Annotated in this window: 12 protein-coding genes; 9 read left to right on the top strand and 3 right to left on the bottom strand. The window is 52.3% G+C overall.

The features are described 5' to 3' along the window. Positions 1 to 17: 17 nt before the first annotated feature. The 3 genes from ACLBVC_RS17030 to mutH form a co-directional block, all read right to left on the bottom strand. Positions 18 to 1,058 carry an NADP(H)-dependent aldo-keto reductase gene (locus ACLBVC_RS17030; RefSeq protein WP_104924593.1) on the bottom strand — a complete coding sequence of 347 codons (1,041 nt, stop codon included), beginning with the start codon at positions 1,056 to 1,058 and terminating at the stop codon, positions 18 to 20. Between the two features lie 171 nt (positions 1,059 to 1,229). Next, entirely contained in the window at positions 1,230 to 1,448 is a 219-nt protein-coding gene (locus tag ACLBVC_RS17035; protein ID WP_195815782.1) for a YgdI/YgdR family lipoprotein, read from the bottom strand. Between the two features lie 124 nt (positions 1,449 to 1,572). Further along, entirely contained in the window at positions 1,573 to 2,259 is a 687-nt protein-coding gene (gene mutH / locus ACLBVC_RS17040; RefSeq protein ID WP_410150620.1) for a DNA mismatch repair endonuclease MutH, read from the bottom strand. Between the two features lie 695 nt (positions 2,260 to 2,954). Here mutH and rppH point away from each other — a divergent pair. The 9 genes from rppH (at position 2,955) to ptrA (ending at position 12,938) form a co-directional block, all read left to right on the top strand. Continuing rightward, positions 2,955 to 3,482 carry an RNA pyrophosphohydrolase gene (gene rppH / locus ACLBVC_RS17045; protein ID WP_101079247.1) on the top strand — a complete coding sequence of 176 codons (528 nt, stop codon included), beginning with the start codon at positions 2,955 to 2,957 and terminating at the stop codon, positions 3,480 to 3,482. Between the two features lie 11 nt (positions 3,483 to 3,493). Continuing rightward, positions 3,494 to 5,740: a phosphoenolpyruvate--protein phosphotransferase gene (gene ptsP / locus ACLBVC_RS17050; RefSeq protein ID WP_410150621.1), complete on the top strand. Its 2,247-nt coding sequence runs from the start codon at positions 3,494 to 3,496 to the stop codon at positions 5,738 to 5,740. Between the two features lie 182 nt (positions 5,741 to 5,922). Beyond that, a complete protein-coding gene (lgt, locus tag ACLBVC_RS17055; RefSeq protein ID WP_410150622.1) occupies positions 5,923 to 6,792 on the top strand; it encodes a prolipoprotein diacylglyceryl transferase in 870 nt (289 codons plus the stop codon). Between the two features lie 6 nt (positions 6,793 to 6,798). Then, positions 6,799 to 7,593, top strand: a complete 795-nt coding sequence (thyA, locus tag ACLBVC_RS17060) for a thymidylate synthase (RefSeq protein ID WP_410150623.1) — start codon at positions 6,799 to 6,801, stop codon at positions 7,591 to 7,593. Between the two features lie 249 nt (positions 7,594 to 7,842). Then, entirely contained in the window at positions 7,843 to 8,337 is a 495-nt protein-coding gene (locus ACLBVC_RS17065) for a prepilin peptidase-dependent protein (protein WP_410150624.1), read from the top strand. Continuing rightward, positions 8,328 to 8,915, top strand: a complete 588-nt coding sequence (locus ACLBVC_RS17070; protein WP_410150625.1) for a prepilin peptidase-dependent protein — start codon at positions 8,328 to 8,330, stop codon at positions 8,913 to 8,915. The genes ACLBVC_RS17065 and ACLBVC_RS17070 overlap by 10 nt, the downstream gene beginning before the upstream one ends. Continuing rightward, positions 8,912 to 9,400 (top strand): YgdB family protein, encoded by a 489-nt coding sequence (locus ACLBVC_RS17075; protein WP_410150626.1) that lies wholly within the window; start codon positions 8,912 to 8,914, stop codon positions 9,398 to 9,400. Before ACLBVC_RS17070 ends, ACLBVC_RS17075 begins: the two co-directional genes overlap by 4 nt. Further along, positions 9,393 to 9,749 carry a prepilin-type N-terminal cleavage/methylation domain-containing protein gene (locus ACLBVC_RS17080; RefSeq protein WP_410150627.1) on the top strand — a complete coding sequence of 119 codons (357 nt, stop codon included), beginning with the start codon at positions 9,393 to 9,395 and terminating at the stop codon, positions 9,747 to 9,749. The genes ACLBVC_RS17075 and ACLBVC_RS17080 overlap by 8 nt, the downstream gene beginning before the upstream one ends. 303 nt (positions 9,750 to 10,052) lie before the next feature. Further along, complete coding sequence (gene ptrA / locus ACLBVC_RS17085; protein ID WP_410150628.1) at positions 10,053 to 12,938, top strand: pitrilysin; 2,886 nt, start codon at positions 10,053 to 10,055, stop codon at positions 12,936 to 12,938. The last annotated feature ends 41 nt before the right edge of the window (positions 12,939 to 12,979 follow it).

Consider the following 12,979-nt stretch of genomic DNA (forward strand, 5'->3'; position numbering starts at 1 on the left):
ATGTCTGAAATCCGGCGTTACGGTGCCGGGATCGTGAAGCGTTTGTGGATTTCTTCCAGCTCAACCAGAATATCGCCTTCAAGCGTCAAATCTTGGCTGTCGATGTTGATCTTCAGCTGTTCCAGCGTGGTTGCGCCCAGTAGCGTACTGGCGACAAACGGTTGCTGGCGCACGAAGGCCAGAGCCATCTGCGAAGGATCCAGATTGTGTTTTTTCGCTAACGCCACGTATTCCGCGATCGCCGCTTCGGACTGCGGTGAAGAATAACGGGTGAAGCGGCTGAACAGCGTATTACGGGCATTCGCCGGCTTCGCGCCGTTCAGGTATTTCCCGCTCAGGGTACCGAACGCCAGGCTTGAATACGCGAGCAATTCGACACCCTCGTACTGGCTGATTTCTGCCAGACCGATTTCAAAACTGCGGTTAAGCAGGCTGTACGGGTTTTGAATGGAAACGATGCGTGGCAGATCGTGTTTCTCGGCCAGTTGCAGGTAACGCATCACGCCCCAAGGCGTCTCGTTGGACACGCCGATATAGCGAATTTTACCGGCGCGTACCTGTTCGTTCAGTGCTTCCAGCGTTTCCAGCAGCGTGACCGGTGATTGGTCCTGCGTGTACTGATAGCTCAGTTTGCCAAAGAAATTGGTCTGACGCTGTGGCCAGTGCAGCTGATATAAGTCCAGATAATCCGTATTCAGACGTTTCAGGCTGGCATCCAGCGCCGCGCGGATATTCTTGCGATCCAGCATCTGGCCCGGACGGATGGAATTGTCATTACCGCGCGAAGGGCCGGCGACTTTGCTCGCCAGAATGATCTTTTCACGATTGCCGCGAGCTTTCAGCCAGCTGCCAATATAGCTTTCCGTCAGCCCCTGAGTTTCAGGACGCGGCGGAACAGGATACATTTCTGCGGTATCAATCAGGTTGATGCCCGCCGCAACGGCGTAATCCAGTTGCTGGTGGGCGTCGGCTTCGCTGTTCTGTTCACCAAAAGTCATGGTGCCAAGTCCCAGTAAGCTCACTTCTAAAGAACTGTGGGGTATACGGTGATATTGCATTGCCGGTCTTCCTTTCTATCTGAGAATGTCAGCCTAACGAAAAAGCGCCTTTACTGACTATATACAAGGCTGGAACAAGGGGGAAGGGGGGCAACTATCCTGCAATAACGCGGGTGGCACGTATGGCTACCCGCGTTGTCGCATCAGAAAGGATGGGGTGGGGCGCGGTGTTTAGCGTTTCATGACCTGGCTGACGTTATCGTTGTTGATCTGACGCTTATTGCCCTGTTCATCGGTGTAGCTAAGCAGGCCGGTGGATTTATCCAGTTCCGGTTTGCCGTCGGTCAGGATCATATTGCCGTCTTTGGTGGAAATCACGTAGTCGCTGGCGCAGCCTGAGAGGCCAAAAACCACAAGTGCAGCACCGGTCAGCATCAAAGTTTTCTTCATCATCGTTGTTATTCCTTTGGTTACGTCGAAGATTTTTCGTTATGGGAAATGATCTACAGTCTAGCGTAGCAAAAGGAATCCAAAGTGGCAGAAAAGGTGTGTGAAATTTTATAAATTTCGGTATTCAAAGCAGAAAGTGGCGAGACAGAAGGGCTCCGGTGAAACGCTTCTTAAGATAAAAGCCGCGGGGAAGCGTCAGGATCGGCTGCCCGAATTCACCGATAGCCTCAGTCAGCGCCTTGCTGTTCGCGGCTTTCGGACGCAGTTGCAGATACTCTCCGTGGCGGGCCGTTATGCTTTCCACTTTGCCGAGCACAATTAAATCCATCAGCTCTTCCCAGTCCTGACGCAGCTGTTCATCTTCTTCCTGCGACGGCTGCCACAGCAAAGGCGCACCGATATGGCGTTCTGCCAGCAGGATCTGACGCTCGCCTTCTACAGGGATCCACAACACGCGGGCCAGCTTGTGCCGCACGTGGCTGCTTTCCCACGTCACGCCGCTATTTCCGGTTAACGGTGCTACGCACACGAAAGTGGTTTCAAGCGGTTTCCCCCGGTAATCGACCGGGATCGTTTTTAGCTCAATGCCGATATCAGCGAAATCCTGCTCGGGTTTACTGCCCGCGATGGCCCCGAGATACACTTCAAGCAACATCCCGACCCAGCCTTTTTCACGTTTGAGATTCGCCGGGATCGGCAAACCTGCACGTGCGGCCAGTTCACCTAATGTATGACCCGCAAGAGATTGCGCGCGTTGCAGCAGCTCATTTTCGTGGCGAGGCGGTTGTGTTGCAGGTAAAGGAATCGACATAAAAAACAATGCTCATTCAATAGATTAAATTTCGTACTGCTTTCATCCCGCACAGTGAATAAAAAGTTATACCTGCAAGATGGCGGAATAATAGCATGATTTATCTTAGTTTTTTTTCCGAATTCCGGCAGATTTTGCAGGCTAAAGATTAGGTTGATCACCTGTTGAAGGCGACAATGAACAGGATCTTCCACCTACTTATCCACAGATTTCTTGGATAACCTCGCCTTTAACCGATCACTGGTTCGATTTACAGGCTTGACGTATGGGGTTTTACCCAATTTTTGCCCCGGCGGCGTCAACTTTTAGTCGATCGCTGTGGATAAAAACGTCATTGATTGATCTTTCGCCAGATCACTTTTGAGTGTGATTTAGCTCTCGTTTTTGAACATGGGGTAACGTGTTTATTGTTCTGTAATATTCTGTTTTACAATCATTTTATTGGATTTCGTTTTTCATGAGAAAATAAGTTCAGCAGAGTTTTACCCCGCTTACCCTTAAGTTCTGCACATATCTATCCACAGAAAAAGTGAATAAAATCGTGGATGATTTCCAAAATCTGTTTATAACTTTGGTTATATCTGTGAGTTATCCCATTTTTATTCATGCCAATCGGCGTTAACCAGTGGTTTACCGCCTGTTGGTAGTATGAAACAATCAGAGCATCTATGAGTTTAAGCTATTGAGGTAGTCCGGTGATCGATGATGATGGCTACCGCCCGAATGTTGGTATCGTAATCTGTGACAAGCAGGGGCAGGTGTTATGGGCCAGACGATACGGTCAGCACTCCTGGCAGTTTCCACAAGGGGGCATCAACCCCGGTGAAACCGCTGAGCAGGCCATGTACCGCGAGCTGTTTGAAGAAGTAGGGCTTGGCCGTAAAGATGTACGTATTCTGGCTTCAACCCGTAACTGGTTACGTTATAAATTGCCAAAACGTTTGGTGCGTTGGGACACAAAGCCGGTTTGTATCGGCCAAAAGCAAAAATGGTTCTTGCTGCAACTGATGTGCAACGATGCGGATATCAATATGCAGCGCAGCAGCACGCCTGAATTTGATGGCTGGCGTTGGGTGAGTTTCTGGTATCCGGTTCGTCAGGTGGTGTCATTCAAACGTGATGTTTACCGTCGCGTAATGAAGGAGTTTTCAACCACCATTATGCCGATGCAGGAAGTCTCTCTTCCAAAGACATCACCCGCTTATCGTCGTAAAAGAGGCTAAGTCACGAAGAAATGCTCACGCGTTTGCGAGAAATTGTTGAAAAGGTAGCAATGGCGTCCAGCCTGAATGATGCGCTGGATGTACTGGTCAACGAAACCTGCCTGGCGATGGACACCGAAGTGTGTTCCGTCTATCTCGCTGACAATGACCGCCGTTGTTACTATCTGATGGCGACGCGGGGTTTGAAAAAACCTCGCGGGCGCACTATTACCCTGGCGTTTGATCAGGGGATTGTGGGGCTGGTCGGGCGTCTGGCTGAACCTATCAACCTTGCCGATGCGCAGAGCCACCCAAGTTTTAAATATATTCCCGCCGTCAAAGAAGATCTTTTCCGATCCTTCTTAGGCGTGCCGATCATTCACCGTCGTCAGCTGCTTGGCGTGCTGGTTATTCAGCAACGTGAGCATCGTCAGTTTGATGAAAGTGAAGAATCTTTTATGGTCACGCTGGCGACGCAGCTGGCAGCAATCCTTTCTCAGGCACAGCTTAATGTGCTTTACGGGCGTTTCCGTCAGACACGTGTGCGTGCGCTTGCTGCATCGCCCGGTGTGGCGATTGGGATCGGCTGGCAGGACAGCTCGCAGCCTTCGCTTGAGCATGTCTACATGGCGTCCACGTTGGACACCGTTCGCGAACGCGAGCGGCTGACTCGTGCGCTGGAAGATGCTGGTGCAGAATTTCGTCGTTTCAGTAAACGCTTTACGGCCAGCGCGCAGAAAGAGAGCGCGGCAATTTTCGACCTTTATTCCCACTTGCTCAACGATGCGCGCCTCAAGCGTGAGCTGTTTGCGCAGATTGATCAGGGCGCAGTGGCGGAATGGGCGGTCAAAAAGGTCGTAGAAGAATTTGCGGCTCAGTTTGCCAGCCTGCAGGACACCTACCTGCGCGAACGCGGCAGCGATTTACGCGCACTCGGCCAGCGGCTGGTGTTCCATCTCGACGATACTATCCAGGGCAATACTCAGTGGCCGGAACGTTTCATTCTGGTTGCCGATGAACTGACGGCCACATTGCTGGCAGAAGTTCCGCAAGACCGGCTGGCGGGCGTCGTTGTCCGCGATGGTGCTGCGAACTCACATGCCGCAATTTTAGTCCGTGCGATGGGCGTGCCAACCATTATGGGCGCGGATATTCAGCCCGCGCTGCTGAGCCAGCGTCAGCTGATTGTAGATGGTTACCGTGGCGAACTGCTGATTGACCCGGAAGCCGTTCTGGTGACCGAATACAAACGTCTCATCAGCGAAGAAATGGAGCTGAGCCAGAAAGCCGAAGATGATGTTGAGCAACCGGCTGCGCTGAAAAGCGGCGAGCGGGTACAAGTTATGCTCAACGCCGGGCTTAGCGCTGACCACGAAAAACTGTTTGGCAGCCGCGTTGACGGTGTCGGGTTATACCGCACGGAAATTCCGTTCATGCTGCAAAGCGGCTTCCCTTCCGAAGATGAGCAGGTCGCGCAGTATCAGGGCATGTTGCAATTATTCCCGCAAAAATCGGTGACGCTGCGCACGCTGGATATCGGCTCTGACAAACAGCTGCCGTATATGCCGATCAGCGAAGAAAACCCGTGTCTGGGCTGGCGTGGTATTCGTATCACGCTCGATCAGCCCGAAATTTTCCTGATTCAGGTTCGCGCCATGCTGCGCGCCAATGCGGCGACCGGCAATCTTGGCATTCTGCTGCCGATGGTCACCAGCCTCGAAGAAATTGATGAAGCGCGGCGCCTGATTGACCGTGCCGGGCGTGAAGTGGAAGAACAGCTGGGTTATGAGCTGCCGCCGACGCGTCTGGGCGTCATGATTGAAGTGCCTTCGATGATCTTCATGCTGCCGGCTCTGGCTGGAAGAGTAGAATTTATCTCCGTGGGCACCAACGATTTAACGCAATACCTGCTGGCCGTCGATCGCAACAACACCCGCGTCGCCGGGCTTTACGACAGCCTGCATCCGGCGATGTTGCGTGTGCTTAAGCAGATTGTCACCAGTGCTGAAACTGCTGGACTGGATGTCAGTCTATGTGGCGAAATGGCCGGTGATCCGATGGGGGCGCTGCTGCTGACCGGTATGGGGTTCCGCAATCTCAGCATGAACGGCCGCAGCGTGGCGCGTATAAAATATCTGCTCCGCCGTATTGAATTACACGATGCCGAAGAGCTGGCCAGCCGTGTTTTACAGGCGCATTTCACCACGGATGTGCGCCATATGACGGCGGCATTTATGGAACGACGCGGGCTGGGCGGCCTGATCCGCGGCGGTAAATAAACACCTTACGCGGTACGCTGTACCGCATGACTTCTGCTCTGGCCGTATTCCGGCGAACGATGAGATGATTTTTTACAGAACTTTTCCAGCGGCTTAGCCCCGGAAAACCTCCCGGCTATGCTACTATTCGCTCCCTGCTGGCCCTTAACCGGGCGATAATGATAAACAATTTGTGGTGATAGATGAGCAACAGCTATCTGGCGTTTCCCCAGTTTGACCCGGTGATTTTCTCCATCGGGCCGGTATCTCTTCACTGGTACGGACTGATGTATCTGGTCGGTTTTGTCTTCGCAATGTGGCTGGCGGTACGCCGTGCCAACAAGCCAGGCAGCGGCTGGAAAAAAGAGGAAGTAGAGAATTTACTCTATGCCGGTTTCCTCGGTGTATTCCTCGGTGGCCGTATCGGTTATGTCTTCTTCTATAACCTGCCACTGTTCCTCGATAATCCTCTTTATCTCTTCAAAGTGTGGGATGGCGGTATGTCTTTCCACGGTGGCCTGATTGGTGTGATCGTCGTGATGCTGATTTTCGCACGCCGAACCAAGCGTAATTTCTTCCAGGTTTCCGATTTTATTGCTCCGCTGATCCCGTTTGGTCTGGGTGCAGGACGTCTGGGCAACTTCATCAATGGCGAACTCTGGGGTCGTGTGACCACCAATGTACCTTGGGCGATGCTGTTCCCTGGTTCCCGTCAGGAAGATATCGCGATTGCCGCCGCTGACCCGAAATGGCAGCCGCTGCTGAACCAGTACGGCGTACTGCCACGCCATCCTTCCCAACTGTATGAACTGCTGTTGGAAGGTATCGTGCTGTTTATCATTCTGAACGTCTTCATTCGCAAGTCCCGCCCTATGGGCGCGGTGTCAGGCCTGTTCCTGATTGGCTACGGCTTATTCCGCATCATCGTCGAACATTTCCGCCAGCCGGATGCACAGCTGGGTCTGTTCGATGGAATCATCAGTATGGGGCAGGTTCTGTCCATCCCGATGGTGGTCATTGGCCTGATTATGATGGTCTGGGCATATCGCCGTCCGCAGAAACAATTGTCGTGAGGTAACATGAAACAGTATCTGGATTTAATGCAGAAAGTGCTCGATGAGGGCACCCCTAAAGCCGACCGTACCGGTACCGGCACGTTGTCGATTTTTGGTCATCAGATGCGTTTCAATTTGCAGGAAGGCTTCCCGCTGGTCACCACGAAAAAATGCCATCTACGCTCCATCATTCATGAACTTCTGTGGTTCCTTAAAGGCGAAACTAATATCGCCTATCTGCGTGAAAACAACGTCAGCATCTGGGACGAGTGGGCAGATGAAAACGGCGACCTCGGCCCTGTGTACGGCAAACAGTGGCGTGCATGGGGTGCGGCTGATGGCACGCAAATTGACCAGTTGTCGAATGTGATTAAGCAACTGAAACAGGACCCTAATTCCCGCCGTATCATTGTTTCGGCCTGGAACGTGGGTGAGCTGGATCAGATGGCGCTGGCGCCGTGCCACGCCTTCTTCCAGTTCTATGTGGCGGACGGTAAATTGTCCTGCCAGCTGTATCAGCGCTCATGCGATATCTTCCTCGGCCTGCCGTTCAATATCGCCAGCTATGCATTGCTGGTTCACATGATGGCGCAACAATGCGAGCTGGAAGTTGGCGATTTTGTCTGGACTGGCGGCGATACCCATCTGTACAGCAACCACATGGAACAGACACATTTGCAACTGAGCCGTGAGCCACGCGTGTTGCCTAAACTGATTATCAAGCGCAAACCTGCCTCCCTGTTTGATTACAACTTCGAAGATTTCGAGATTGAAGGGTACGATCCGCACCCGGCAATTAAAGCGCCCGTCGCTGTCTGATCCTTCGCTGTTTGCCGCCTGCCACTCTGGTCAGGCGGCCATTTCTCTTAAACTTCCTCTTCCTGCTGCAGTACGTTTTACACCTTTCCCTGACGATTTCAGCCCTGATTTCTAACTCCGTTTCAATCTTGCGGGATATTGCGCAATAATTTTGCTGCGTACTTTCCGTTGCACATATTGTTCCCGAGACGTGCCGGAAAAATGCGTTTTGCCTGTGGCGGGTAAAATTTAATTGCCTAACCTGACCGCATGAAAACGACGCAACGGAAAGGAGAGCAGGGAATGTCGCTGATAGAAATGATGGTCGTGGTCGTCATCGTGGCGATGTGCGCGCTGTGGGGAATGCACAGCTGGCGCGGTTATCAGCAGGCGCTGAAGCTTGAACAGCATGCTCAGCGGCTGCGCCAGTATCTTTATGGCGTTCAGACCGGTGCCAACAACTACAACCGTTCCGCGATACTGTGGGTGATGAGTGGAAAGGGCGGCTGCGTGGGAACCGGGCAGCGCGCGGCAGATTGCAATGCGGCCGGCAGCAAGGAGTTTACGGTTGATGATCCTGAAATTGAATTGCTCGATCTCTCTGACAACGCGACCGGTTTTTACGGGTTACGAAATTCGGCGATGCCGGGACATCTCACACTAAAAAATGCGGCAGGCAGCCTGCGGATTGTCCTTTCTGCTAGGGGAAGATTGCGGATATGCAGTGAAAATCAGCCTTTACTGGGGATTGCGTCATGCCAGTAATCCCGCGTAATAACCTCGGGTTCACGCTGCCGGAGGTGATGATGGCTATGGGGCTGGGCAGCATGCTGATGCTCAGTGCCGCGCAAATTTATCCGATGATGCGCCAGAGAAGTCAGAGCCTTGGCAGGCATTATCAGCTGGATCAGCTTCTGCGGCAGACAACGTATACGATGGAGAAAGATCTCCGACGGGCGGGTTTTTGTAATGGCATTTGTGAGGGAAAGCCCGTCCTTATCGGAAATGCTGACGGAGAAGCGGCGGGCTCCTGCGTCATTGCCATATACGACCTGAACCGCAACGGAAAATGGGAAAACCCCGGCACCGCTGAATCTGAATATTTTGGCTATCGCCTGCGTCAGGGAGGCATTGAAATCCAGCGCGGAGCCTCAGGCTGCAGCGGTTCCGGCTGGGAAAAATTGCTCGACCCTGCCGAAGTCAGCGTGACAAGGTTTAACGTTACAGAACAAACCAGTGGTTCTGCCGGCCATTTGTTTACTTTGCAACTCGAGGCCCGGTGGAGCCGTAATTCTTTTATCCATCAGCAGGTCAGCGCGCTGGTTGCAGGGCATAACTTGTGAAGGCGGTTGTGAATTTTACCGGTGCGGAACGCCAGTGCGGCAGCGCCATTATATTGAGCGTTATGGTGATGATGGGGCTGGGGCTTATTGCCCTTAACTCATTGCAGCAGCAACTGTCGGCCGGGCTGGCGCTGACATCCAGCCAGCACCGGTTCGTTGTTGCCTGGGAAAATGCTTCAACGGCTCTGGCCTGGGGAGTTCAGCAAAGCTGGAAGGCTTTTACCGGTTCTGACTGGCAATGCCAGGATGTGGCCGCAGGTTTACTGATTTCAGGAAAAGGCCGTGTCTGTGTGCGACCGTCACTGCGGCCGGATATTTTTCTGCTGCGCGGGGCAGGGCAAATGGCCGAAGGCGGTGAACCCGTTATGCAATTTCAGCAAGCCATTGGCAAAAAGCAGGCTGACGGCACACTGGTTTTTATCCCGCTGAAACAAGGCTGGCTGGATTTCTGCCCGGAAACTAATGAGCTGATTTGTAATGGTTAAGGCTTACGGAAAAGAAGATATCTCACAGCAGGGTTTTAGCTTGCCGGAAACATTGATAGCCGCTCTGTTGCTGTCGGTGTCTGTTTTAGGGCTGCTGAATTATTACCAGTCGCTGACCTATAGTTTTATGCGTCAGTGGCAGGTGCAACAGGCGTGGACAGAGGCTCATTCGCAGCTGGAAGCTTATGCCGTAACCGGCCAGAGCCACGAAACTGTCATGAAAGGCTGGGAATATCAACTGTCGCCGATTTCTTTCGGGCAATCGTGCCAGCTGACGCATGTTGTTATACGGTCACCCGCAAGATATCAGGCAATTTTACAGCGCTTAATCTGCAAAATAAGTGGATAAATGGCAGCAGAAGGGCTTCAGAATAAGTCGGGTAAATACCGTCAAGCCGCTTGCAATGATGGGCTAACAGCTTAGAGTGGTTTAACAGGGTGATTTTCCCCAGCAGGAAACGTCCGGTTCGGGAACAAAATGTGACGGAGCTCCTGACTGCTCATCCCGGTTCGATTTTTTTGACAACTATCCTGCGTCTGCGGGGTCTGAAAAGACCTGATAGCAGAAAACCGCAGGTTGAGATCCATAAGTTGTTGAACTGTTTATTTTTGGTGCCCGCGGGCATATTTACTCGATTGAGGGAGAGTGGCGATGTTGAAACAGGTTACCCGAATTTCCGGGTTACTGTTGTTATTGACCTTTTGGGCCCCTGTAGTCGCAAGCGCCGCCAACTGGCAGCCTTATGCACAAGCTATTAATAAAAGTCAGAACGACCCCCGTCAGTATCAAGCGATCAAGCTTGATAATGATATGACGGTATTGCTGGTTTCTGACCCTCAGGCGCCCAAGTCACTTGCTGCGCTGGCTATTCCCGTGGGTTCTCTCGAAGACCCTGATTCCCAGCTAGGGCTTGCCCACTACACTGAACACATGCTTCTGATGGGATCGAAAAAGTATCCTCAGCCTGAAAGCCTCTCTGAATTCCTTAAAAAACACGGCGGCAGCCATAACGGCAGCACCGCGTCTTACCGCACAGCTTTTTATCTGGAAGTCGAAAACGATGCCCTGCCTGAAGCCGTAGATCGCCTTTCGGATGCCATCGGTGAGCCATTGCTGGATCCGGCTAACGGTGACCGTGAGCGTAATGCGGTGAATGCCGAACTGACGATGGCGCGTTCGCGTGACGGGATGCGTATGGCGCAGGTTCGGGCCGAAACGTTAAACCCTGAACATCCGGCGGCTCGTTATTCCGGCGGTAATCTGGATACGTTAAAAGATAAACCGGGCAGCAAACTTCACGATCAGCTCACTGCATTCTATCACCGTTATTATTCAGCGAATCTGCTGGTGGGTGTTATTTATAGCAATAAACCCTTACCGGAACTGGCTGAACTGGCCGCCAGTACTTTTGGAAAGATAGCCAACCATCATGCCGCTGTGCCCCCGATTACCGTGCCAACGGTGACGGCAGAGCAAAAAGGGGAATTTATCCACTTTGTTCCTGCACAGCCACGCAAAGAATTGCGTATTGAATTTACCATCGATAATAACAGCGCAGATTTTCGCAGTAAAACAGATACCTATATTAGCTATCTGATTGGTAACCGCAGCCCGAATACGCTGTCAGACTGGTTGCAGAAACAAGGCTATGCAGACGGGATCAGTGCCGGTGCGGATCCGATGGTTAACCGGAATATGGGGGTATTTAATATCTCTGTTTCCCTGACGGATAAAGGCCTGGCCCAGCGCGACACAGTGATTGCCGCGATTTTCAGTTATCTCAGCGAGATGCGCGCACAAGGCATTAAGAAGTCTTATTTCGACGAAATTGCTCACGTCATGGCGCTTGATTTCCGGTATCCCGCGTTAACCCGCGATATGGATTATGTGGAGTGGCTGGTGGATACCATGCTACGTGTCCCGGTTGAACATGTGCTCGATTCACCGTATCTGACCGATCAGTACGATCCCAAAGCAATCGCATCGCGTCTGGATGAAATGACGCCGCAAAATGCACGCTACTGGATCATCAGCCCGAATGAGCCGCACAACAAAATGGCTTACTTTATGGATGCTCCTTACGAGGTCGATAAAGTGCCGCCGCAAACTTTTGAACAATGGAAAACGCTGGCGCAGGGCATCATGTTGTCGCTGCCAGCGCTGAACCCCTATATTCCCGATTCTCTGGCGCTGGTGACGAAAGACTCGACGGCGACCAAACCTGAGTTGCTGGTAGAAGATAAAGGGCTGCGTGTCTTCTATATGCCGAGCCGGTACTTCGCCGATGAGCCGAAAGCCAATGTCACGGTGTCCTTCCGTAATGAAGAGGCACTGAGTTCGGCAAAAAATCAGGTATTGTACGGCCTGACGGATTATCTGACCGGTGTCGCGTTTGATCAGCTGAGCTATCAGGCGTCCATCGGCGGCATTACGTTCGGGACTTCTCCGGATAATGGCCTGCAATTTACCGCCACCGGCTTTACTGAATGTCTGCCTGATTTGCTGGCGGCATTAGTGGATAACTATCCGAACTTTAAGCCGACGCAGGAACAGCTGGATCAAGCGAAATCCTGGTATCTGGAACGATTGTCTTCGGCAGATAAAGGCAAAGCTTTCGAACTGGCGTTACAGCCGATCCAGCTACTTTCCCGTGTGCCGTATACCGAACGCGCTGAGCGTGAAAAATTAGTCACGCAGATTACGCTTGATGACGTGAATAATTACCGTGAACAGCTGATTCACCACGCCGCCGTCGAAGTGATGGTGGTGGGGAATATGACCGCCGATCAGGTCAGGGCGATGTCACAGCAGATTATGCAAAAGCTTGGCGCGCACGGAACTGAATGGTGGCGCGGAAAGCAGGCTGAAGTGTCTGAGCCGATCAAGGCCAATATTCAGCGTACCGGCACCAGCACGGATTCTGCTCTGGCGGCGGTGTATGTGCCACGCGGTTACGACGAAGTTCAGAGTATGGGCTACAGTGCACTGTTGGGGCAGATTATTCAGCCGTGGTTCTACAGTCAGTTGCGTACGCAGGAGCAGCTGGGATATGCGGTGTTTGCATTCCCGATCCCGGTGGGTAAGCAGTGGGGAATCGGCTTCCTGCTGCAAAGTAACAGCAAACAACCGGACTATCTTTACCAGCGTTATCTGGCATTTTACCCGCAGGCTGAAAAGCGTTTACGTGAAATGAAAGATGATGAATTCCTGCAATATAAGCAGGGACTGGTGAACGAGATGCAGCAACGTCCGCAGACTCTGGATGAAGAGGCCGATCGTCTGGGGAATGATTTCAGTCGCGGGAATGCTCAGTTTGATACACGGGCAAACGTGATCCGCGTGATTGCCGGATTGACGCAGACTCAACTGGCGGATTATTTCCATCAAGGCGTGATTGCGCAAGATGGGCTGGCGGTGCTGTCTCAGGTTTCCGGCAACGACAGTAAAATGCCGCAGTTTGCTGCGCCGGAAGGCTTTAAAACCTGGCCGGATACTTCAACCTTACAGCAGGCTCTGAAATCGCAAACCAGCAAATAGAAATTGTAGGGTTGAGTAAAAGTAAAAGGACGCGAAAGCGT

The organism is Rahnella selenatireducens (genome assembly GCF_046449555.1).
Lineage (GTDB): Bacteria > Pseudomonadota > Gammaproteobacteria > Enterobacterales > Enterobacteriaceae > Rahnella > Rahnella selenatireducens.

Excerpts from the sequence above, each read along its gene's own strand:
- ACLBVC_RS17035 (WP_195815782.1), bottom strand. The coding sequence starts at position 1,448 with ATGAAGAAAACTTTGATGCTGACCGGTGCTGCACTTGTGGTTTTTGGC.
- ptrA (WP_410150628.1), top strand. The coding sequence starts at position 10,053 with ATGTTGAAACAGGTTACCCGAATTTCCGGGTTACTGTTGTTATTGACC.
- ACLBVC_RS17030 (WP_104924593.1), bottom strand. The coding sequence starts at position 1,058 with ATGCAATATCACCGTATACCCCACAGTTCTTTAGAAGTGAGCTTACTG.
- ptsP (WP_410150621.1), top strand. The coding sequence starts at position 3,494 with ATGCTCACGCGTTTGCGAGAAATTGTTGAAAAGGTAGCAATGGCGTCC.
- ACLBVC_RS17065 (WP_410150624.1), top strand. The coding sequence starts at position 7,843 with ATGAAAACGACGCAACGGAAAGGAGAGCAGGGAATGTCGCTGATAGAA.
- ACLBVC_RS17080 (WP_410150627.1), top strand. The coding sequence starts at position 9,393 with ATGGTTAAGGCTTACGGAAAAGAAGATATCTCACAGCAGGGTTTTAGC.
- ACLBVC_RS17070 (WP_410150625.1), top strand. The coding sequence starts at position 8,328 with ATGCCAGTAATCCCGCGTAATAACCTCGGGTTCACGCTGCCGGAGGTG.
- mutH (WP_410150620.1), bottom strand. The coding sequence starts at position 2,259 with ATGTCGATTCCTTTACCTGCAACACAACCGCCTCGCCACGAAAATGAG.
- lgt (WP_410150622.1), top strand. The coding sequence starts at position 5,923 with ATGAGCAACAGCTATCTGGCGTTTCCCCAGTTTGACCCGGTGATTTTC.
- thyA (WP_410150623.1), top strand. The coding sequence starts at position 6,799 with ATGAAACAGTATCTGGATTTAATGCAGAAAGTGCTCGATGAGGGCACC.